Source organism: Photobacterium sp. CCB-ST2H9, assembly GCF_023151555.2.
GTDB lineage: Bacteria > Pseudomonadota > Gammaproteobacteria > Enterobacterales > Vibrionaceae > Photobacterium.
On record NZ_CP100426.1, the window covers coordinates 1180253 to 1203667 of the forward strand.

Here is a 23415-nt window from a genome sequence, read left to right on the forward strand (position 1 = left end):
ACCATGACTATTTCTTGATGAACAAGCGGTTTCTTATCAGCATGTTACGAACATCCCTCATAGCGATAATTAGGGAAAGATATATACGAAAAAGAGCACTTTCGTGCTCTTTTTATTCCTTAATTCATCTCAGTCAAAATCACTGTACAGCTGCGGCACTGCAGGCGGGTATTCAATCGGCTGCCATCGATCGCTGAAGGTGTATTTCATGTAGAGCATGAAATGGTTGGGTTCGTAAAAATCTGAACGTTGCAGATCCAAAGATGCCCCTAAATACCAGCGCTCGCTGATCCGCTGCTCGATGGCACCTTCCAGTGCATAACCAAATCCACCGCCCGTACTGACATCTCCGGCTGATGCATCCGGCGCATCTTCTTCCGACCAGGAATGAGAGACGGAACCGCTGACCCGATAAGACAAACGGTTGCCGTAGCGCCCGTAATAATTGACAGGCAGAGACAAGGAGACATAGCGCTGCGGACTGTAATACCCGCCGCTGCCCAGCGTATATTCCCCCAGATTTTTATCGTAATGGAAATACAGCAGGTTGGTGCCGACACTCAGGCGCTGATCATCCGTCGCCATCAGCTTGTAGTAAGCCCCGCCCAGCAACGCCAGCCGGGTATTATCCGCAACATGGTTGCCTGTCATCTGATGATACTGCAGGCTGTTCCAGAAACCGTATGGCTCGCCGATATCCCAGCTTGAACTGAGTTTGATCCCCGTGCGGACCACTCCGCCCCATGTCGTTCCCGCCGGATCGCTGACCCCGTCCGGAACCTGCATCCCGGCATAAGACAACACAGTGCTGGTTTCGGGACGCCGGGATGCCGTGACCGAGACTCCAAAATCTCCCAGCTTGCTGTCAACGGTGACGCCACCCACCCAGGTGCTGTGATCAAAACCCAGCGGTGTCGTACCGATATCCGCAGCCCAATTTTCGGCCTGCCAGCCCACGCCCAAAGCCATGCCGGATGCCTGGCTGCGGAATGTATCGGAATCAACCGAGCGGCCCGCCGGCTTCTCAAAATAGTCCAGATGACCGGAATCAACGTGGACATAATCCGCCCGCAGCAACAAATGTCCGTCCCAGTCTTCCACCGGGATTCGCGCTTGAACCGGGATCTGACTGGATTGGTTCTCACCGTCTCTGGCACTGTAATCCCAGCCGATGATCACGTGACCATCGCTGCGATCACGCAGACGATCGATATCCGCCTTCACATTCCGGGTCAGCCAGTCATCATCCGCTTCCTGATACAGCGTTCGCAATTCAGGGGATGCCTTGCGGGCCTGCTCAGCATCCGGGCTTTTTTCGATCCGGTCAGCATTCAGCGCTTCATAGCCCCGCTGCTCTGCAAGCACCCACTGCTTGTTCTCCATGGCAATTGCCATGGCATTGCGATAATCCATCGCATCGGCATCTGAGCGCAAATCAAGTTCCAGATTCAGGGCATCCGCTTTGGCAGTCTCACCTTGTGCATTCATCACCGGAGCGACAGCCATCAGCTGACGGGCCGACAACGACGCTCGTTTGACAAACAAGCGTTGAGAGGCCCGCTGATAAGCCTCCGAATCACCGGAAAGCGCAGCGGCCTGTAAAACGCCCACCTCAGCTTCCGTCTGGTCAGGTTCCGGTTTCACCAGAATTTGCTGATACAAGGTCAATGCTGTGTCGTGCTGTCCCTGAGCCAGCCGGAGGTCGGCTTCCGCCAGCACCCTGCGGGAATGCAGTGCATCCAGTGCAGCGACCAAAGACTGATCCAGTTCACCATTCAGCTGTTGCTGACCTTTTCCAGCCAGCCACTGATCAAACTCGCTGAATTTCGCCAGCGTAATCATCAGCACGCCGTAGCTGAGTTCAGCCGATTCAGACCACTGCGCATCCGGCGTCATGCCGCGATAAATGGCTTGGGCCCGTTGCCGCTCACCCAAATCTGCCCAGACAACAGCCAGACGGGCCAGTGCCTCGGGCTGATCTGCATATTGCTGGCCCAGCGCATTCAGCTGCGAACGCACGGTGTCCGGATGCGTCTGATAGCGTGCAGTCACATCAGCCAGCGTCTGGTTCAGCTGTAACCGGGTCAGATTCCGCTGCATCGCGTCTGTCCGCTGTGAAACCGGCACACGGGAGAGCACAGTCACCGCTTCCGAAAGTCGATCCGCATGCGCTAAATACAACGCATAAGCGAATAACATGTCCGGATCTGTCGTCCCGGACGACCAGTGTCGCATCAGCACATCGGCCTGCGCTCGTTTTCCGGCCAGAACCAGTGCGTCGGCAATGTCACGGCGCTGCCAGGCTGAGGTCGGATTCAGGGCCAGAAAATCGTTCGCAGCGCGTTCTGCAGCCGGTAAGTCCTGATTTGCCAGAGCCTGATTGAGCCTTTGCTGAGCCGACTGAGTTTTCATGTCTGACAGCCGCTCTGCCAGCACTCGTTGCTGAAACAGAGGCAACCCCTCCACAAAGGCAATTGCCTCCGGCAGCCCGCCCTGAGCCTCATGGACATTCACCCGGCCACGCAGTGCGGTTTCATTGTTGCCGTCACGCTGAAGCGCCTGCTGATACGCCTGATCAGCCGCTTCAAACTTTTTCTGCGCCAGCAATAACGCAGCCAGTTTGTTATAGGCATAAGGCGCACTAGTATCTGCTGCGATGGCTTTCCGGTAGGCCCGCTCCGCCTGAACGATCTGATCCTGCTCTTGGTAGGCATCACCGTCATCCAGAAAAGCCCAGTATGACGAGGTTTCCACCAGCGACTGCCACTTACGGATATTGTCCGGATCCGCATCCAGCTGCTGTGCCTGCCTGAAGTATCGCAATGCTTTCTTCTGCTGACCCTGGCGCAGATACACCATACCGAGGCCACCCAGAATCTCCGGATCGTTCGGCCGGGCAGACAGCGCATCGGTCAGCAGGCGCTCAGCCTCTTGGTATTGTTCTTTCTCCAGTGATGCCTGCTCCAGCAATGCCAGGCCCCGGCGTTTGGCCTGATAAGTCGGGTCTTTCCGTAATTCCTGCTCGGTTTGCCAGCGTGTCTGAGCATCCTGACTGGCGCGCTGAATCGCCATATCCGACGGATAATAGCTGGCGACGATGGCATACTGATCAGCCACCGCCTGAGAAATCGGCAGTTGCCCCAGCGCCCGCAACCAGGCTTCTGCCGCAACGTGCCCCATATCCGAACGCAGCGCCAGCTGGCGGTAGGTGTCCAGAATCCAGGGATCGGCCGGGTCACGGCGCCGGATATGATTCGCCAGTGCCAATTGAAAGCCAGGCACGCCCGGACAGGCCGCATTCAGCTGCTCCAGCCCCTGCTTCACGGCGTCCCAGCGCTCCCTGATGTTGCCTTCAACCTGAAGATATTCCAGCTGCAGTTCCGCCGAAGGCATGCCGTTGGGGAATAGCTGACGATAGGCTTTCAGCGCTTCAGGATAGCGTCCGGCATGAGCCAGCAGACGCGCCTGTTGCAAGGCCGCTTTCTGAGGGCCCTGAATCGCAATCAGATCATTCAGCGCCACCCGTTGCGGAGAACCGGCTTTCAGCTGATTCGCAATGGCCTGCGCCTGTTCCGTCTGATGCTGCTTCAGAAACAGCCTCGCCTGAAAATACAAGCCGTCTGGCTGCTGGCTGTCGATCGTAAACAGACGCTCCAGCGCACTGGCCACAATGTCGTCCCGGTTCAGCGCGGTTGCCAGTGCAATCTGCTCCACCAGAAACGCTACCGAATCCACACCTTCCAGCGACGCGGAAAGCCGGACGGGTGTGACCGGCTGATAAACCTGCTTCAGTTGCGCTGGCGTCAACGGGGTGTCCGGCACAATGCCCGCCAGCGCTATCTGGCTGACAAACAGCGACCCGACGCTGAGTACTGCCAGCCTGCGCTGACCCGGAAATCGGATTACTGACATTGATGAGTCCATGCAGGCTCCAGTTCCCCGTTCACCCCAAAGCGGTAACGCTGCTGATGCCAGCCCAGCCCGAACATCGCCAGTACATTGTCGTAATAGTGATCATCCGCTTGACGAACCAACAGTTCAGATGCGCGCCTGGCCTGAGCGGCCAGCAACGACGGCTCACTTGAGGCTGCCAGCAACGGCAGTAATGCTGCCGAAAAACCAGCGCTGCCCGCGGACTGAGCACGTCCGTTCTCTGTATTGACTTCACGTGGTGGCGCCGACAGTTTCGCGATCGCGGCCACCATTGGCTGCATGGCTTTCACTAATTTGGCCTTGTCGTTCGAGTCGTCATTCAGCATCCCCGCCCAAAGATAAGTCCGGATGGCGTTATAGCTGCCTGTGGGCCCGGTCTGTTGGTCGACCGAAAATTGGTTCTGACTGAGCGTCGCCCAGTCCGGACTGAAACCGGCAGGCATGGTCTTCAGAATCATCGCCAGACTGGTTTGATACACCGACTGCCAAGCATGGTGCGGATAAAGATCGCCCATGCGCTGGATCAACTGAAGCGGAACATAACTCGGATTGACCCGGTATCGGCCATCGCCGAGCCCGAATCCTTCAGAGCCGGGCAGCAACACCGTGCCCATCCCTTCAATCTTCACGGTCTCTTCCCGCAGGATCCGGTTTGCCATCAGGTAGGCCAGCGAACTGTAATAGTAGTTGTCCCACAGACGTCCGGCTTCGGCCAGGGTGTAGGCAATCCAAAGGTCAGAGTCAGAGGCCGGATTGGCGTCCAGCACACCAAACTGCCCCGACGGCTGACGTCCCCACAGCCATGACGGCAACCGGGCCGTCAGATCGCCTTCAGCCAGCTGGTTCTGCGTCCAGTTCAGTAAAGTGGCGAACGTGCGCTGATCGTTGGCGACCAGCGCAAAAAACAGCCCGTACGACTGACCTTCAGATGTGGTGATCTGACGCGCGTCGCTGCCGTCAACCACCCGGCCATTTACAATGTAAATCGACTGAAACTGCTGCCATTCCGGCCAGTCGCACGTGGCGGCCCAGCTTGTTCCCTGAAACAAGAGGCACAGGAGAATCATCAGCTTTTTCATTCGTTTCCTTCTCCTTTTGCCAAACGTCTGGCCGCAATTTTACGCAGGATCCGCCACAGGAAGACGGTTACAATCACCACCAGCAAAGCCGCCAGACTGGCCACCCACACCGGATGGTTCGAGAAGTGGTACCAGACCAGTTTCCACACCGGCAGCTTTCCGACATAGTAACGCTGTCCCACATTGTAGCTGGCGACTTCCTGATTTCTCAGGATCACGACAGAACCCGACATGAACTCAACTTTTCCGGCATCAGTCAGTGCCTGATCGACCAGTTTCAATGCCTGAGGACTGGCGGCCATCACGGTGACCAGACTGCGTTTTTTGGTAAAAGGCGATTCCATCCCCGTCATCGCTGCAAACGCACCGCCGGCTTCCACAGACACCATATCCGCGGCATCCTGATTGCCTGTCGGCGAAGCCAGCCAGTTCATGCCCAGGGATTTCTCATTTCTGCCCGGCAAGCGGATCTGACGCTCTCCGGCTTTCACCACCAGATTGACCTGATCGCGGTCAAGCGCGGCACTGCTCAGTTCAGGTACAACACCGAGACTCAGGATATCTTTGTCTTTCAGTGTTTTGCTGTCCCACTGATTGGTCAGGGTGACATTGATCCCCGGGTAACCGGCATCCGCCCCCAGACGTCCCATCACATTCAGGAAAGTCTGCAGCTCTTCCCGGGTCGGCGATGCCGATACCACCACAGCCGTGTCCGCCAGATCGGCCATTCGGGTAAACGGGAAACCGGATGTGGCAAAAGCACGCATGTTCGGCATTTCGATGTAATGCGGAAAACCACTGAAATCAATGGTTGAACTGCCATCAATCACAGCATATTGCTTGCTGGGCTGAGTGACCTGACAGTTCCCCTCAGTCACCGATGCGAAACCAAATTCAAACTCAACATGATTCTTGCTGCCGACCTTGAACGCCGGAATACGAACCCGGTTACTGCCGCTCAGAATGCCATCGTCCAGCAAGGGCACCCGGATGCGTTTGGATTCGCCCCCTTTCCCTTCAGTTGTCAGATTAAACGCCTCGACGAACTCATCGTTAATTTTGAGACTGAGCCGTGACCCCGAGTTATCCGTCATCGGCGGTGAATACCGATAGCTGAGATCCATCGGAATTCCCCGGCTCTGCCAGGTGAACAGATCCGGGGCCAGTTGTAAATTCAGGTTGATTGGTGCGGGAGCACGCCCTTCCACCTGGAGCTGATTGCGCTGTGCCACCAGTTCTGAAAACGCAACCGGTCGCGAGGTATCCACCCAGTTCGGCGCATCATAAGGTACTCTGGGTCTGACCTGCTTCACTGCATTGATTTTCGCCATCGGACCGGTGAGCAGTTGGGTGCCCAACGCCAGCCCCTGAACGGCGGTATTCAGATCCTCACTGTCCCGGCCAATCACCAGCAGCAGCTTGGCAAAAGGATTGGTGGGATGGGTGATCATCTGCAGGCGCGGGCCGTCGGTGTCGGGAAAATCACGCAGAAAATCAGGCTTGTTATCGTTGGTCACAAACACCACCGCATGCTGCCCGGGCAAAGCGTCGAAAGACAACGGAAACCGGGCACCGCGCCACTGGGACAAAGCGCCAAAATGGGATGCCAGCACACCAGCCGCTTTGATTTGGGCCAGATCATAGTGATCGCCCATCACCACGGGCAGGTTCAGACGTGTGAAATCTCGCGGGTCAAAAAACGGCGCCGGCAGCAGGCTCAAATCACTCTGAACCCGGGTTTTCTGGACCATCAGCTCAACGTGACTGCTCTGGCTGATTTCCGCCCAGATACTGGCATCATTCGGATTGGAACAGGTTTTGTGGGTATTGCCGATCAGTTCAAACCGAATCTGGTTATAGTTACTGAAATAGCGGGCATCCAGCGGCATCAAAATCGACACCTTCCGGCCCTGCTGACCATCCGTAATCGGCACCACGCCCATCAGTTCGTCATTCAGATACACCTTGATGTGAGAAACGAGCGCCAGCAGCGCCGGGGAAGGCGTCACATCAAAATACAGGTTTCCCTGCGCAATCACTTCATCCAGCCGGGAGCCGAAACCAATGTAGGCATTCGCTTCGCTGCCCTGAATGCCAACAGAACCTTGAAAACCCAACTGTGAAAACGGCAGCTCGCGTTTGCTGACAGCGGATAAAGTCTGCGGGGCAACAGACGGAACCGTCCCCGCCAATGTTTCCTGTGCGCCGGCAACTGCAGACACACCCATTCCCATAAGGATGGCTGAAAGTGTTTTTATTGTTTGATTCAGTTTCATTCTTTTAAGTCCTGTTTGGGACAAAACGGGGTCTGAGAGACCTGATCACATCAATGACCGATAAGACAATCTGTACAACAGTCGCGAGTATTTTTGGGCCGTGCCGGACCAGACGCCGGTAGCCGTCGAGTCCCACCTGAAGAACCGCCTGCATGCTCGACAGCGGCTTATCCGATGCATAAGACTGCTGCCATTTCGCCCAGGTGTCGGCACGGGCAAAAGTGCACTGCACATAATCAATCCGTTGTTGCGTACTCAGGCGATCCAGCTGCAGGCCGAGCATCCCCTGACGGGCAAAGGCGATGATGGCCGGGAACACAAAGGACTGGTTCCCGCGGCTGAGGACCACTTCCAGTTTCTGCGTCGCCATCGCTTGCAGCCGCTCACTGTCTCCGTCAGCCAGTTCAATCCGCATGCCGCCCAGCGAGAAATCCTTGAGAACAGCCTGCAGCAAATGACCGGAATGCAGCCGGATTGCTACCGGAATGGACACTTCTACCCGGTGATCCCGACGCACCTGCTTGGCTTCCACCGCAACCGCCACGGCAGCGCCAAGGATCAGCAGGTTATAAAGTGTCCAGAGAAGGTTCACCAGCACGGTGGTGAACTCATGATCCGGACCCCAGCCTAAGCGGTACACACCCACGCCCAGACCCAGCACATTCAGGAGCACCAGCACCAGATAAGGCCGTGAGATCACCCAGTCATAATGCGATTCTTCCACCAGGCCGCCTTTCGCGGTGACGTTAAATTTGCCTTTATGCGGGGCGAACAGCGCCACCGTTGTCGGGCGGGCGATGTACCAGGCCAGCACGGTTTCATACACTTCTCCCCAGAAGGAGTAGCGGTAATCCCCCTGCATCCGCGAATTGGTCAAGCTGGCGTGGATCATGTGCGGCAGCACATACAGCACAATCGCCATCGCTGGTGCATAAATGATGTATTCATGCAGCAGCAGGAACGCCAGTGGTGCAGTCAGAAAAACCAGCCGCGGAATACCCGAGAGAAAATGCAGCATGGCATTGGCATAACAGAGTCGCTGGGACAGCTTGAGTCCTTTACCGGTCAGCGGATTATCGACCCGGAAAATCTGCGCCATCCCGCGTGCCCAGCGGATCCGCTGCCCCACATGAGCAGAGAGCGTTTCAGTCGCCAGACCCGCTGAAATCGGCTGTTTCAGGTACGCCGAGTGATAGCCCAGACGATGCATCCGCAGCGAGGTATGCGCATCTTCAGTGACGGTTTCCACCGCAATGCCGCCCACTTCTTCCAGCGGGGCACGACGAAGCACCGCACAGGATCCGCAAAAGAAAGTGGCATCCCACAGGTCATTGCCGTCCTGAATCAGGCCATAAAAAAGATTGCCTTCATTCGGGATATTCCGGAAATTCGACAGATTCCGCTCAAAGGGATCCGGTGAAAAGAAATGGTGCGGTGTCTGAATCAGCGCCAGTTTCGGATCCTTGAGAAACAGTCCCATTGTCAGCTGAAAGAACGCCCGGGCCGGAATATGGTCACAGTCGAATATCGCAACATACTCACCGCTCGATTGTCTGAGCGCATAGTTGATGTTGCCCGCTTTGGCATGCTCATTGGTCGGACGGCGAATATAGTGAACTCCGACTTCATCGGCAAAGTCACGAAAGCTGTCCCGTTTCCCGTCATCCAGAATATAGATATTCAGTTTATCCTTCGGCCAGTCGACACCCAGTGAGGCGTACACTGTGGCACGCACCACATCCAGATCTTCATTGTAGGTCGGGATCATGATGTCAATCGTCGGCCAGAGTTCAGTGTCTGACGGCAGCGCAACAGGCTTACGGTTTAACGGCCAGATATTCTGGAAATATCCCAGCATCAGCACCAGCCAGGCATAAGTTTCAGCGAGCAGCAGCAGGCAGCCCAGCCCCAGAGCCAGCGGTTCATCCCAGTTCAGGGTGGACGTATACCGCCACCACAGGTAACGGCACGAAGCGGTTACCGACAGGATAATCAGCAACAATGTCGGAAAATGTCCGGGCATGCGCCGGAACATCATCGCCAGCGCCCAGAGCAGCAACACGAAAACCGTCTGTGCCTGCAGGCCAAACGGCACCGTGAAACAAATCAGGGCCAGCAAGACCACAACACACAACAGCATCAGGTTCACCACCTTACCCGTCCGGCTGTCTTTGAGGATCGCCCTGAAATTTTCGGTATCGGATTCGGTTGCCTGCTGTTCCAGCCATTGCACGGCAATGCTGAGACGTTGCAGCGGCAGGTAAAAGATCTGAGCTGACCCGCGATAGGCCCGGCCCAGCCACGTCTGCAACCAGCCCTTAATATCCACGGGCGCATGCTGCCTGACACACAGCAGCCACAGGCTTTGGATCAGAAAACGGATCGGATCCAGCCAGACAGGGGCCGCAAAGTTGATCTGCGGATAATAGACAAGGGGCAGTCGCCAGGCCGGTACACCGGCCACTTCCGGCTTCAGCAACAGAAACGCAAAGACCAGCCAGCACCCGAGCACCAAATGCCCCAAACCGGTCATTGGTTTCCCGCCTTCACGCTCAAAGGCTGCTTTCTGCGCCTGAAACTGCCCGACCACCCAGGCTTTAAAAATGAAATTCAAGGGGTTCAACATAGTTCAATGTTCGAATCAGTGTGATGACAGCTGCGCAATACACCAGAGTGCCAGCGACTGATAATCTCTGGCGGCCTGACTGCCGGGCGAGTAGTGCTGTACTGTGGTCAGGTTGGCGGCGCTGTCCATGAGTGCGATATCCCGGTGCAGGACAACCGGAGATAACAGCGGCCCCAGCTCGTTTTTCATGACCAGCATAAAATCACGGCTGAGTTCTGTTTCCGGCTGAAACTGATTCAGAACAAACTTCAGCGTCGTCTGATTCTCTGGGCCTGCGGATCCGTCAAACAGAGGCATGTTGTGCTGAAGCACAGCATAGCTGGCTGCATCCGGCGTCAGCACGACCAGCACCAAATCAAATTGTACAGAGGCATTCAGGGTATTCAGCCATTGCAGATCGCTGGCCACCAGATGATAAAGCTGCCAGTGTTCCCGCTCATCGTCGCGTTTCACCCGGGACAGCGAGTTCACCAGTTCAGAAAGATACAAAGCCCGTTGCGCGGTAAAACGGCTGAGGAAAGACTGACTCAGTTGCCCGAAAGGCAAAAATGCCACCCCGTGCGGACTTTCAAAGCCGGACGCAAACCAATCTCCGGAATCGCAGATACCGCTGGCCCAGCCATCGGTATGACTAAAAGGCATGCCAAGGTTCAGCCGGAGGACATTGACGGGATCGGTATCCACCACCAGCACATCTTTCTGCACCTGAACCAGCGACTGTGCCAGATGGGCTGTCACCGTATTTGATCCCGCCCCACCGCGAAGACTGACGATCGCGACGCGTTTCATAAAGCTTTCGCAACACCCGGCTGACGGCTGTGCCGACGCTGCGGCTCAGCGCCGGACTGAGACGAAACCGGCATTAGCGAGTCTCCCCGAAAAATGAGCCATTTGCGTTTTGCATTGGTATAAGTCTCATTTTCAGTCATCTCAATATAATCATGGTGCGGCATTTTGTAAGACGCATAGATAGCGTCAATATCTTTGGCTGGCACGGACACGTATTATCACCACTTGTTAAAAAATATAAATATTTGAACCACAAAGGAACCAATGAGAATGATTCGTTGATTCAATAAGAAAATAGATTGTTTTTTTATTAACTTTTGTAATACATAATGCTCAAAAAAATCCCACAAAATAATCCTGTTTTTCAAGCTTGTATAATTAGAGAAATGAAAATAAGACCGGATGGCCATCTTCATTTGCCAAATAATTATCTATAGAATTTATCCAACTCGCAACCAAACACATACCAAAACATTTGAATGCTTGTAAAAACATATAAATAGATGTTTACTGCAACCCGTTCACGGCGATGATAAAAGAAATAGCGCCAATATGTTTCACTTTTTAACCAGATTCTATATGATCTGCGTGTATTTTTGGCACAACCTTTCTTGATGCCTGCACCTGCGATTCCCGACCACAGTGCGTTCATGACGCACATTCTGATTGGGTGACTATTTTTTGGTACAATTTATGTCTATATATCAAGGCAGGCTGCCTGTTGAAAAAAAAGAATCTCGCTCGGTATATGTTAATTTATTTGGACATAAATCTGTTGCAACCGATTACCTGATTTCGACAAATAAACAGAATCAAAACATAACGTTCACATGTCTGAATGATAAAGACAGCTTTTACAGCGGACTGAATGAAGAAATATTACCTGAATTAAAATCATCTCTGAAGCGTCAAGGGAATCGAATTTATTTCCTGACAAAAAATATGTCAGAACGTTCCCTTCATGTTGAAAAAATCATTCAGGATATTTTTCGTATTCGCATTTCGAAGCAATCAAACTTGACGTTGCTCATTCCTGATATTCTGCTGGCCAATTTATCGCAGCAGAACCTCGGGCAATTATTTGAATTGCTCAAACAATATGCAACTCAGCGGCATTTAACCATTGAGGTTTTGCTGTATGGCTCGCAGGCTGTCTCAGTCAGGCCCGCATTACTGGCGCTCAACCCTCTGCTGGCCGGACTGGCAACCATGACGGCCGTCAGCCCCGGTAAATACCAGTATCAGATTGCTTTCTGGGCCAGTCGTCAGGGTATCCGGGCCGACGAAACCTGGCTGATCAGCCGGGAATCCGCCGGAGAGCTGGTCGTGCTCCCTCCGTCTGAATCTGCCCTTCCGGCGCAAACGGCAACGAATACGGATCAGTCGCCCGTCATTCTGAGCCGAGAAGCGCTGAATGAGAGAGAGCAGCCAAACGACTCGTTACAAATCATACCTTCCAACCAGGCTGTTCTGAGCGATGCTGAGCGGCCGGGGAATGCGACCCTTATTCTGGGCTGCGGATCGCCCGAAATGATCCGCCAGCTGGCTGTTGATTGCTTCCGCATCAGGCAACAAGCCGGCCCGAAACTGAAAATTATCATCCGGGAAACACGCCAGTGCCTGCGATACAGCGATGAAGCCTTTCTTCTCAAAGCGGGCGTGAATTTAATCGTGCCGTATCAACTGCCTTTCACCCGGCTGATGAGTCAGGCTGAAGCCATCCAGTACCAGGTGCTGACGCGTCCCCTGCCGGAAGACACAGAAGAACTGCTGTCTTTCGACTTGTGCTATGAACACAGAGGTTACCTGGAGAACCCGGTGTTTGCTCAGTACTGCCATCAGATCATGCAGCGCTCGACGCCATCTCAGCTGAGATTCGCTCTTGTGCAACTCAGCCTGTTACCCGGGATGAAAGCAGAAGAGTGCCTGCGCCTGTGTCATATCCGGCGCAACGGCGATGTCGTCACGGCCTGTCATGGCGCGCTCTATGTTCTGTTCAGTGCGATTCGACAGACTGATATTCACACCGCGCTGAACAATATTTTTGATTTCCCGGTCCGGGATCTGTTTCACCAGATCCGGATCATTCACACCCATCACGATACAGAGTGTGAATTGAAAGCCGTGACCGAAGATGCGGTCTCTGTCTCCGGGTTGAGCGCATCCGGCACCACGGAACCGGACCACTTTTACAGGCGATCATCCGGACATTCATCAGGCCACGCATCAGGCAGACATGAGGGCGTGCCACTGTTTGCTGTCCCGAAACCTATCCAGTTACAAGGTGATTCATGAACGTTGACGACTTTCTCCTGACAGCCGGTATCAGCCTGCTGATTGGCCTGGTTCTGGGCTATTTCGGACGTGAGCTCACCGCCAAGGGTATCCGGGTGTACCGGAGCCATTTCAGGCGTTCACACTACTTTGAACAAGACTAACAAAACCGACAAACAGTAAGCGCACATGACGACCCAATTTACTTCCCGAACTGCTCAGCCCCTGCAAGGGTTGGGTTGGTGGAATGTCTATTTCATCATTAAAATTGCTCTCTTCCTGCAAGGCATTCTCAGCTTTCACCCGCTCGAAAACTTCGCGCTGGTTATCTTCCTGCTCTTGCCGCTGAAAGGCAGATTGCTGCAGATCCTGAGACTGATGATTGCGATCCCGGCAGCCGCCTGGCTGATGCATTACGATTCTTATTTGCCGCCGCTGGAACGGCTATGGGCTCAGATGGGCCAGTTGATGCAGTTTGAGTGGCATTACCTGCTGGAACTGACGGGCCGGGTTATCTCTTTTCAGACCCTGACGGCACTGTTTGCTGTCGCAGCCGGTTATTCTCTGCTCAACCGTGTGCTGCGAGTCTCGGTTATTGTAGTGGCGACCCTGATTGTCATCAGCCTGCCCGCAGCGCAAATACCGGCTGCTGTTGCCCAGCCAGAACAGCAGACTCTCAGCGAGAAGACTATTCCTGACAACCACACTGTGCCTGACAGCCAGACGGTTACAACTGCGACATCTGTGACGTCCCCGACCGGGACCGATGACGCATCACTGAATACTTATCTGTCCGGATTTTTTGACACCGAATCCGAACGTCAGGTGTTGTTTGACAACCGCGCCCAAACCGCTGCACCCTTTGATCTGCTGTTCCTGAGTCTCTGCTCTGTTGCCTGGGATGATATCGAAATCGCCGGACTGTCCGATCACCCATTGTTCAAAGAATTCGATGTCCTCTTTGATCGGTACAATGCCGCAACCTCTTACAGCGGTCCGGCCGTGATCCGTCTGCTGCGCGCAAGCTGTGGTCAGGAAACCCATCGTCAGCTGTTCTCAGGCGCACCCTCACAGCAGTGTTACCTGTTTGATAATCTGAAAAGACTCGGTTTTGAAGAGAACCTGATCATGAACCATGACGGGGTCTTCGATAACTTCCTGCAGTTGATCAAAACCGAAGGGCAGGTCAGTGCCGATTTGATGCCACAACAGGGCTTTCCCCCCTATCAGAAAGCATTTGACGGCAAGCCCGTTTACCGGGACCGACAGGTGCTGGAAGATTGGTTCACGCACCGGCAATCCGATCACAGCGAAAAGGTGGTGACACTCTACAACACCATTTCCCTGCATGACGGCAACCGGATCATCCGCGGTGATACATCGACCAGCATGGCCAGCTACAAAACCCGGCTGAAGAACCTGCTTGATGACCTGTATGCGTTCTTCCAGACCCTGAAACAGTCAGAGCGCAACATTGTGGTGGTCATGATCCCGGAACATGGTGCCGGAATGAAAGGAGACCGGATGCAGATTTCCGGCATGCGTGAAATACCGTCTGAATCGATCACGCATATTCCGGTCGGTCTGAAAATCTTCGGCAAAGGCATGGTCCGGTCGGGCGCTCCGGTTCACGTCACTGCGCCCTCCAGCCATCTGGCCCTGTCGCAGCTGATCAGTAACGTTCTGGCACAAAATCCGTATGAAACCGGACATTTTGACCCGGCCAGCCTGATCAAAAACCTGCCGGAAACCCCAAGGGTCTCGCAAAATGAAGGCTCGACCGTCATTGATGTCAATGGCAAGCCATACATCTCGCTGGACGGCAACACCTGGTCGGCGTACCCGGCCCATTGACGCCCGTCTCCTCAGACAGCACAACACGCCACCGGTCAGGTGGCGTGTCACTTTAGACTGGACATTAAGCTCTCAGAACCCGTAGAACACCAGCTCATAAGCAGGAATGAATGCATGGGCAGGCGTGAATTCTGCGGAACTCTCCGTAGGTTGAATGCCCTCGCTGTCCAGACGATTTCCGTTTATATCCACCAGCCAGAATTCAGGCACAGAAAGCCCAAGTGAATCAGACAATGCAACATACGATGGCTCGGCATAAGCGCCCTGCGTCACACTGCCAAAATGTTTCACCTGGGGCTGTGTTTTGACGGCCAGGGCCAGAATCTCAGCAGCCCCGGCAGTATCCCGATTCGTGACCAGATAGACCGGCTGACTGTATTGCACCGGCCCTTCTGGCCTGAACGTCACAAAGTTCACGGAAGCCCCCGGACGTTCAAAGCCAAAGACGGGCATCTCAGTCGTAAAAAAACGTTCGGCAACTAATTGCGCCGTGAGGTAAGAGCCGCCGGGATTTCCGGTCAGATCCAGGATCAATGCACGGGTGTGCTGCAGCTCCGCCAGAATCAGATCCAGTTGTTGCCTGATGTCCGCTTCATTTTGCTGACTCAGATGGCTGACCAGCATCACACCGATATTGTCCTGTGTTTCTCCCCAGTAAAACATCGGATGGTCACCGCCAGAAGATTTCAGCGACTGCGTCAGCAGGTAATGTTCCACGGCCTGCAAATACGCATTTTTGCTGCCAGTCTGAGCCGAATAGGGGTTCAGCCAGGCCTTCTCGGGGAAAGCCTCTTCACCGGGTAAAGTGTCCTTGCCGGCTTGTCGCTGAAAACCGAGATGCTGGCTCAGCGCAGAGGGTCGGCGATAAGGCTGCGAGGTTACACCATCCTGATGGACCAGCACCTGAAACATCGACAGCTCGCCCAGCATCGCAATGACTTCATTTGGTCCCGGTTCCTGAGATGTCGCGCGGGAAGCTCTGTCACCGTCCGGAATCAACTGCGACATACGCTCTGCCAGCACCGGATTATTTTCAAGAACAGACCAGACCCGTTGGGTCTCATGAAGGCCAACCGTCATTTCCCGGTCTGCCGCAGCACCGGAGGTCACAACAATCTTCACCAGATCTGAATTGTCCCGGCCACCGGTATCTTCTGCCCATAATCTGAAGGTGTAAGTGCCGGCCATGGCGATATCAATCACGGTAGCCTGTTCCCGGTCCCCATCGATGATATTGACCGGCTGAGGGCCCGACGCCAGACTCCAGCTGACCTTCCGGATATCGTATACACTGAGATAGCTTTTCACTTTGCCCTGAAGCGTGAGGCTGTTCACCGGCAAAGTCAGCACCTGATCCCGGCCCGCATCCACGGTCGGTTTGGTCAGCTTCTCCGCATCTTTCGCGATACCATCAGAGCCGCAGCCCAAAAGCATCGTGGTTACCAGCAGCATACTGCTCAGAAAAAAGGGGCGCATCTGGAATTTTTGCATGACTGAATCTCTCTTCGTTCCGCTGAAAATACAGATCGTTCATTGACTGAGAGCAGCTTAATGCCTGAAATCACAAGAGGCTGTGGTAATCGTTAGACCGTGTGTGACACTTTGTGACCATTTCAGCCGCAGTGACCCCGCAAACCCTCCGGCATTGAACACATCGCTAAAACCGGTAGCTGACCCCGGCCGAAACAAAATAAGATTCAGAGTCATAGAACTGGATATCGCTTTGCGTGTGTTCAATCGAACCCAGCAGGTTCAGTGCCAGATTCTCTTGCCCCAGCAAACCGCGATAGACATACAACACGCTGGCATTCAGAAGCGTTGCATCTCTTTTCTTGCCGAAAACAGGGTGCACCGTGTCGTATTCTTCATCGCTGTACCGGAGCGTCGTATAAAACCCCTGACGATGATCATTCAGATTGATCCCCAGCTGATACCCTACAGCCGTGAAGTCATTCGCAGCCCCGTCAGCATTGCGCTCGGTATAGATCAAACGGGGCACCAGAGCCATCAAACGATTCACAGGCAACAGCAGTTCGGCTGAACTTTGATAGAACTGACTCTCCCGGAGCAGTTGCTGATGCTGCGCCTCACTGAGCAACAGGTTCTGACCGGAAAGATCGTCATCATCCAACTGATAATCCACAAAGCCGTAGCGAAGCGTCAGGGGGATAACTGAAGCAGTGAAGGCCAGCCGCCCCCCCTGTGTGGTCACATCCGTTTTCTGGCGTGCCACCCGGGTCAGGAAAGGGTCTGTCCAGGTCTCATTGATGCCCGGCAGTTTCGGGAAATAAGCCAGAGTGATTTCCCCCAGACCGGGAATCACCTGAGTAACTCCCAGTTCAGCCTGAAGCTGACCTTCAACGATCTGCTCCTTGCTTTGTCCGATGAAAACCTGGGTCATGCCGGATGAAAGGGTGTATTGCAGTCTGCCTAATGGCGCGACTCGTGTTTCTTCGGTTCGCTTGCCGGAATGATTCAGATCATCCGTGATGGCATTGTCATCATGGGTGTTGAATTGAGACTGACGGTGAATGGCGAAACCATTGAGGCTGATCTCGCCGCTCCATCCCGGTCGCATCGGCGCTTGCCCGTTGGCCAATACACTCCCGGAAAGCAGCATCGCAACGAATAACCCGATTGTTTGGCGTTTCATTGTTTTTTCCTTGTCTGATAAGCATGTCGGATTTCCATGCTAAGTGACTGAGAAAAAACAAACAGACCAACTCTGGGACCGATTGTGACCAAGTAAGACAAACGCTCAGGAAACGCTTTCCGGCTCAGATTCTTTCATGGGCGGATGCTCCGCGGTTGGTTTCAGAGCCATCGGCCAGCGCAGCGTAAATCTGGCCCCGCCCATTGATGCCTCACCCAGCGACACACTACCCCGGTGCAGCAGCATAATTTGCCTGACAATAGCCAGCCCCAGACCGTGCCCCTGCCGGGTATCACGCTGCTGGTTATCCACCTGGGTGAAGGGATCGAAAATGGACTCCCGCATTGATTCCGGGATACCGGGCCCGTCGTCTTCCACGGTCAGGACCCAGTCATCATCATCCTGCCTCAGTTCGATACGGATCTGACTGACGGCAAACCGGCCGGCATTATTTAACAGGTTATTGAGAACGCGGACCATGGCCCTTTGATCAACCCAGAAGGGCTGCGTCTGAAGCGCTGGCGGAAACCAAAAACGGACTGCCAGACCGGCAAACTCACCCTGAAGCAAGCGGACTTCATTCTGATACATCTGGACCAGATGGCACGGTACAATTTGTACCATCTGGCTGTTCACGCTGTAGCGGGACAGCAATAATGTCTGATTGATCAGGTGATCGAGGTCATCAATGCTTTTATGAATGATTTTCCGGTAATTCTCTTCCTGATCTTTTCGGATATCGCTGCCGGAGAGCATTTCAAAGGCAAAGCGCAGCCGATACAGCGGCGTACGCAAATCATGAGCAATCGCGTTAGTCAGCTCCCGGTGGCCGTTGATCAGCTTTTCAATGTTGTCGGCCATTTTATTGAAAGCATTCCCCAGTTGGGCAATCACAGACAGACGGGAAATTTTACCCCGCTGGCTCAACCGGCCTTCCCCGAAATCATCTGCGGTTTTTGCCAGCCGTTTTAAATCACGCCAGAGCGGAAAAAGCCAGAGCAACAACGCTCCGGAAATCGTCACCACGAACAGAGACATGACACTCAGCTGGAGTAATTGCTGCGCATTCTGACTCTGCATATCGTGAATACTGATGAAATAGTCGTGATTGAGCTGGGTATACAACAGCGTACTGCCGTCATCCTGCGTACGGCCAACAACCTGCCCCCTCAGTAACCGCCGCCTCTCAGATTCACTGAATTGAGCGCTGCCGGTTGGCACAAGTCTGGCTTCAAATGGCCGTTCTACAGAAACCTTCGTCAGATAGTCCTGCCACTGTGACTGAGGTAGTGTCAGCACCGTCCGTTTCAGAATGTAGAGTGCACCTTGTGACTGAATCGCAATCAACTCATTTTCAGACAGATTCATGGCATAAAACAGCACCCACTGACTGTCCGCAACCTGCTTCAGCAATGCCGTGGGATCGCTGAAGTCCATCGCCAGTTCCCCCAGATGAAACCGGTTCAACACTTTTTCATCACCCTCATACTGTGCCAGTGGCACCAGCTTTAACTGAGAGCCGAACTGTTCGCTGAGATCATCAATATAGGACTGCCACTGCGCCTGAGGCTGGTTCACTAAGTCATCATGAATCACCAGCAAGGTGTCATCATAAACCTTGGAATAAAACTCATACATCATTCGCTCACTCATGTAACTGATCGGGCCAAAACCGGTCGGAACCATGAGAAAAAGTAAAGGAAGGATAATCGCCAGCCAGAGAAACGAAAACGCTTTAATCATCAGAATCGTCCATCTTCAATAAACGGGCATACAGAGCTGATAGCCAATTCCGCGAATGGTTTTGATCAGTTGCGGGTTCGCCGGATCATCATCCAGTGACCGGCGCAACCGGGAAATTCTCCGGTCGATCGAACGATCCAGCCCGTCATATTCATAACCGCGAATCTGCTGCATGATCTCCTCCCGGGAAACCACTTCTCCGGACTGCTGCGCCAGCAGGTAAAGGAGTTCAAATTCAGCTGTCGTCAGATCCACCAGCTGATTTCTGAACACAACCGTACGACGGTGGAGATCAATGTTCAGCTCACCGACGACCAGCGATTCCGCCCGCCCTTCACCTGTATCCCGATGCATGCGACGTAACAGCGCCCGCACTCTGGATAACAGTAAACGCGGCTGAACCTGCTTGATCACATAATCATCGGCACCGAGCTCCAGTCCCATCACCTGATCAATGTCATCATCCAGCGCAGTCTGCATCAGAATCATGCCTTTGTAGTCTTCTCTGACCTGACGGCAAACATCCATGCCCGACATCCCCGGCAGCATAATATCGAGGATCACCAAATCCGGGTGTTTCTCCAGAATCTGGCTGACGGCTTCCACACCATTTCCTACCGTCAGTACCCTGAATTCATGGGTCTCAAGAAAATCACCGATCAGACAGGCTAACTCCTGATCATCTTCAACCAGCATGATGGTGTATTTTCTGTCATCCCCGCGGACGTGCTGCATTTTTCTTCCCTTTGCCATTCTCTTCTTTCCTGATGTTATCGCAGACCTGTCGCGCACCCTGTGACAGTTTGTGACCGGAATGACTGCAGTGAATCTCACTTCTGCAGATGTTATTGATGCTACGAACAGCCATCAATGAAAAACATTCACCAATGTGATGAATTCACGCGTTTTCATCCGGATCGAAATCAAACATTCATAAAACTCAGCATCAATAATCAGTACAACATTGAAATGGAAGGCAAGGAATAGAAGACCAGAAATAGAAAACAAAAAATAGAAGTCCTGAATAAAAAACAAAAGAATAAATACAAGTCATGAAATACGAATCAACAAAGCCAGAAAATTAAATTCAGCGAACTTCACTAAAATCAGATTTATCAATCACCCCAAAATATCCGACCAACATAAAACCATACACCCAACTACAACCTAACCACCTGATATAAAAGCAAATTACAAACAAAACAATTGAGATAAAATACAATCCATTCAAGCCAACAACATGATTCATCCCGGTTGAAAATAGGTGCCCCCCCTGTTTTCAGCATCACGAATCAGAGTGCCACTTCAGCAACCCATTCCAGTTTAAAACCACAAAGTGTGTCGCAAATGTATCTGCAATATATGGATATACGCCAACAAATACACCACCATAATGGATTGAATCTAGTGTTTTCATCTAATTCATATCCATAAGAAACCTTCAATATACTTTTTTAAATAATGAATCAGTCAATATCATGGGAGTGATATATGGGAAGCTTTATCTCTCTTTTCATTGGGGCATATCTGGTGCTGGGAACTGTCGCGACACTTTATGCCGTCTTTTTCTTTTTCCTGACGGGGTTAACCATCTTTGATCAGGGTATAAAGAAAATCATGCCACTCCGGTTTAAGTGCAGTTATGTTTTCGTCATGTTTCTGATGATGCCTGCATTTTATTTGGTCTTTATAGAAGAAATTCTGGCATTGCCTCGCTACTACAAAGCACAAAAACAAAAAATGGCCTGAACCATCGCCCTTCAGAAAATAAAGCAGGACAGGTTCCCGGACACCCGGCCCTGTCCTGCCCGTCTCATCTCCGCCAGTTTTGGTGCAATGTGGTGCTCGCTGACAGCGACTTCGGCTTTTTCTGCGAAACAGCGGTAGCTGTCTATACTCTGTAATCTCATCCACGATGATTGGCAATGGTGAGCGCATGCCTTATTTTCAGTACTATGGCATCGACTGGATCGCAATGATCCTGACTTTTCTGGCGATCTGGCAGATTGGAAATCAGAACAAAACCGGCTTCATTCTGATGATCTTCGGGAATGCCAGCTGGATAGCGGTTGGTTATTTAACCGACAGCATGGCGATGATCATTGCCAACTTCATCTTCTGTCTGCTGAATGTGCGCGCCATCTTCAAATGGTCCAGGGCAACGCATCAGCAGGATTAAACCGCTTAGCCTTCCAGCACCCGCACACTCTGCCGGACCACCAGTGTCGGCTCGAGCTGCACGATCTGCGGTTCAGTGATCTCTTTATTGATGCGTTTCAGCAGCGTTTCGACGGCGGCCTGACCGAGACGGTATTTCGGTTGGTGAATGGTGGTCAGCGAAGGTGTCATAAATTTCGCGATATGGATATCATCGTAGCCGATAATGGAGAGATCGTCCGGAATACGGACGCCTTTTTCATTGGCGGCGTTGATCACGCCCATCGCCATCATGTCGTTACAGACGAAAATCGCACTGGGCAAAGTCCCGCTGGCGTACATGGTGTGAAAAGCATCGTAGCCGCCTTCGCATTCGAAGTCGGACTCAATCACCCAGTCACTGCGAAATGCCAGACCCGCTTCATTCATGGCCCGCTTAAAGCCTTCGTAACGAATTTGTGCCTGATGTTTGATTAAGGGGCCGGTAATACAGCCAATGTCCCGGTGCCCGCAATCAATCAGATATCTGGCGGCCAGGTAGCCGCCCTGATAGGAATTATCCTGAATCTTGTCGCTGGCAAAAGACATCGGTCCCCAGTCCATGACCACGACCGGAATATCCGGGTAGCGGTCGAAGACTTCAATCCGCTCCCCTTCCAGCGTCGAGCACATCAGCAGCAGTCCGTCGACCCGCTTTTGCAACAGGGTGTCGATGGAGGCTTTCATACGCTCGTTGTCGCCTTCGGTATTACACAGAATCAGGTTGTAGCCCTTCTGGTAACAGCTGCGCTCAACCCCTTTCACCACTTCGCCGAAAAAAGGATTCGTCGAGGTGGTGACCAGCATCCCGATGGTCTGCGTGCGGTTAATCTTGAGACTGCGGGCTAACGCAGAGGGGGCATAATTCAGCGCTTTTGCAGCATTGTTGACCCGCTCTGCGATTTCATCGCTGACAAAACGGGATTTGTTGATCACATGGCTGACCGTCGATGTCGACACGCCAGCAAGTTTTGCGATGTCTTTCATCGTCGCCATGGCTATCTCCTTCCCTGTTTCTATTAATCAACGATTGCGAAACGCTCTGACAGAAACACATCGACCTCTTCCCGGTTCGGAATCGAGGTTTGTGCGCCAAAACGCGTCACGGAAAGTGCAGCTGCGGCATGGCCAAACTGAATGGCTGATTCTAAAGACATCTCTTCCAATAAACCAGTCACGAACGCACCATTGAAGGTGTCGCCCGCCGCCGTGGTATCCACCGCATCCACTTTGTATCCGGGAATCAGCTGGCCCCGACCGTTCTGGCTCAGCCAGACCCCTTTCGCTCCCAGCGTGATCAGGACGATTTCAATGCCCTTCCGGTGTAACACGTCCGCAGCACGCTGAGCTGAGGCATGGTCAGTCACCGTAATCCCGGTCAGCACTTCCGCTTCTGTTTCATTCGGTGTGATCACATCGACGCACGACAACAGACTGTCGGGCAACGCACGTGCCGGGGCCGGATTGAGAATCACATTGGTCTGGTGCGCTTTGGCTTCCTGCGCTGCTTTTTCGATCCCGTCCAGTGGCGTTTCCAGCTGCATCAGCAGAAACCGGGCTTCACGAATCCGCGCCAGATCCGGTTCAATCCGTTCAGCCGTCAGACAATCATTGGCTTCAGGAGACAGACAAATTGTATTTTCACCACTGTCAGACACCTGGATCATCGCGATACCCGTCGGACAGTTCGGCTGCATTTTCACACCGGCGGTATTGATGCCGTCACACTTAAAACGTTCCCGGATATGAATGCCGAACGCATCGTCCCCGATGCAGGCAATAAAGCCGGTATCAGCCTTTAACCGCGCAGCCGCCACAGCCTGATTCGCACCTTTTCCGCCAGGAATCACCTGATAATCACGTCCCTGTAACGTTTCGCCCGGACGGGGAAAATCGGGCACCCGAAGGACATGGTCCGCATTCACACTGCCTAAAACCACTAATTTATTCATAGAGTTATCCTGGAACATACTGTACCGACCCAAACACAAG

18 protein-coding genes are annotated in these 23415 nt (G+C 53.2%); 5 read left to right on the forward strand and 13 right to left on the reverse strand.

What is annotated here, in order from left to right; all coding sequences use genetic code 11:
* Positions 1–129: 129 nt before the first annotated feature.
* From L4174_RS22100 to L4174_RS22125, 6 genes are read right to left on the reverse strand one after another with little or no spacing between them, the layout of a single operon-like run.
* Positions 130–3912, reverse strand: a complete 3783-nt coding sequence (locus tag L4174_RS22100) for a cellulose synthase subunit BcsC-related outer membrane protein (RefSeq protein ID WP_248143145.1) — start codon at positions 3910–3912, stop codon at positions 130–132.
* On the reverse strand, positions 3903–5012 hold the full coding sequence (gene bcsZ, locus L4174_RS22105; RefSeq protein WP_248143144.1) for a cellulose synthase complex periplasmic endoglucanase BcsZ: 1110 nt from the start codon (positions 5010–5012) through the stop codon (positions 3903–3905). Before bcsZ ends, L4174_RS22100 begins: the two co-directional genes overlap by 10 nt.
* Positions 5009–7288: a cellulose biosynthesis cyclic di-GMP-binding regulatory protein BcsB gene (gene bcsB, locus L4174_RS22110; RefSeq protein WP_248143142.1), complete on the reverse strand. Its 2280-nt coding sequence runs from the start codon at positions 7286–7288 to the stop codon at positions 5009–5011. The genes bcsZ and bcsB overlap by 4 nt, the downstream gene beginning before the upstream one ends.
* Positions 7289–7292: 4 nt before the next feature.
* The gene (gene bcsA / locus L4174_RS22115) at positions 7293–9914 is read right to left on the reverse strand and encodes a UDP-forming cellulose synthase catalytic subunit (protein WP_371929420.1); all 2622 of its coding nucleotides are present in this window, start codon (positions 9912–9914) and stop codon (positions 7293–7295) included.
* Positions 9915–9929: 15 nt separating this feature from the next.
* The gene (bcsQ, locus tag L4174_RS22120) at positions 9930–10703 is read right to left on the reverse strand and encodes a cellulose biosynthesis protein BcsQ (RefSeq protein WP_248143140.1); all 774 of its coding nucleotides are present in this window, start codon (positions 10701–10703) and stop codon (positions 9930–9932) included.
* The gene (locus L4174_RS22125) at positions 10700–10915 is read right to left on the reverse strand and encodes a hypothetical protein (protein WP_248143139.1); all 216 of its coding nucleotides are present in this window, start codon (positions 10913–10915) and stop codon (positions 10700–10702) included. The genes bcsQ and L4174_RS22125 overlap by 4 nt, the downstream gene beginning before the upstream one ends.
* A 730-nt stretch (positions 10916–11645) precedes the next feature.
* Here L4174_RS22125 and bcsE point away from each other — a divergent pair.
* The 3 genes from bcsE to bcsG are packed head-to-tail and all read left to right on the forward strand — an operon-like array spanning position 11646 to position 14831.
* A complete protein-coding gene (gene bcsE / locus L4174_RS22130) occupies positions 11646–12998 on the forward strand; it encodes a cellulose biosynthesis protein BcsE (protein ID WP_248143138.1) in 1353 nt (450 codons plus the stop codon).
* Positions 12995–13141 carry a hypothetical protein gene (locus tag L4174_RS22135; RefSeq protein WP_248143137.1) on the forward strand — a complete coding sequence of 49 codons (147 nt, stop codon included), beginning with the start codon at positions 12995–12997 and terminating at the stop codon, positions 13139–13141. The genes bcsE and L4174_RS22135 overlap by 4 nt, the downstream gene beginning before the upstream one ends.
* Before the next feature lie 25 nt (positions 13142–13166).
* Positions 13167–14831: a cellulose biosynthesis protein BcsG gene (bcsG, locus tag L4174_RS22140; protein WP_248143136.1), complete on the forward strand. Its 1665-nt coding sequence runs from the start codon at positions 13167–13169 to the stop codon at positions 14829–14831.
* A 72-nt stretch (positions 14832–14903) separates the two neighbouring features.
* Here the strand turns inward: bcsG and L4174_RS22145 are convergent, their stop codons facing one another.
* From L4174_RS22145 to L4174_RS22160, 4 genes are all read right to left on the reverse strand, one after another.
* Positions 14904–16322 (reverse strand): S41 family peptidase, encoded by a 1419-nt coding sequence (locus L4174_RS22145; protein ID WP_248143135.1) that lies wholly within the window; start codon positions 16320–16322, stop codon positions 14904–14906.
* Positions 16323–16488: 166 nt separating this feature from the next.
* Positions 16489–17484, reverse strand: coding sequence for a DUF2860 family protein (locus tag L4174_RS22150; protein ID WP_248143134.1), 996 nt, complete (start codon positions 17482–17484; stop codon positions 16489–16491).
* A 105-nt stretch (positions 17485–17589) separates the two neighbouring features.
* Entirely contained in the window at positions 17590–19227 is a 1638-nt protein-coding gene (locus tag L4174_RS22155) for an ATP-binding protein (protein ID WP_248143132.1), read from the reverse strand.
* 15 nt (positions 19228–19242) lie between these two features.
* Positions 19243–19980, reverse strand: coding sequence for a response regulator transcription factor (locus L4174_RS22160; protein ID WP_248143131.1), 738 nt, complete (start codon positions 19978–19980; stop codon positions 19243–19245).
* A 738-nt stretch (positions 19981–20718) separates the two neighbouring features.
* Between L4174_RS22160 and L4174_RS22165 the strand changes: the two genes are divergently transcribed.
* Positions 20719–20976 (forward strand): hypothetical protein, encoded by a 258-nt coding sequence (locus L4174_RS22165; RefSeq protein WP_248143129.1) that lies wholly within the window; start codon positions 20719–20721, stop codon positions 20974–20976.
* A gap of 11 nt (positions 20977–20987) precedes the next feature.
* Here the strand turns inward: L4174_RS22165 and L4174_RS22170 are convergent, their stop codons facing one another.
* Positions 20988–21137 carry a hypothetical protein gene (locus tag L4174_RS22170; protein WP_248143127.1) on the reverse strand — a complete coding sequence of 50 codons (150 nt, stop codon included), beginning with the start codon at positions 21135–21137 and terminating at the stop codon, positions 20988–20990.
* Positions 21138–21163: 26 nt separating this feature from the next.
* Between L4174_RS22170 and L4174_RS22175 the strand changes: the two genes are divergently transcribed.
* The gene (locus tag L4174_RS22175) at positions 21164–21406 is read left to right on the forward strand and encodes a PnuC protein (RefSeq protein ID WP_248143125.1); all 243 of its coding nucleotides are present in this window, start codon (positions 21164–21166) and stop codon (positions 21404–21406) included.
* A gap of 5 nt (positions 21407–21411) precedes the next feature.
* Here L4174_RS22175 and L4174_RS22180 read toward each other — a convergent pair whose 3' ends face one another.
* Together L4174_RS22180 and rbsK are read right to left on the reverse strand one after the other, a co-directional pair.
* A complete protein-coding gene (locus L4174_RS22180; protein WP_248143124.1) occupies positions 21412–22419 on the reverse strand; it encodes a substrate-binding domain-containing protein in 1008 nt (335 codons plus the stop codon).
* 23 nt (positions 22420–22442) lie between these two features.
* Positions 22443–23375 (reverse strand): ribokinase, encoded by a 933-nt coding sequence (gene rbsK / locus L4174_RS22185; protein WP_248143123.1) that lies wholly within the window; start codon positions 23373–23375, stop codon positions 22443–22445.
* Positions 23376–23415 lie beyond the last annotated feature (40 nt).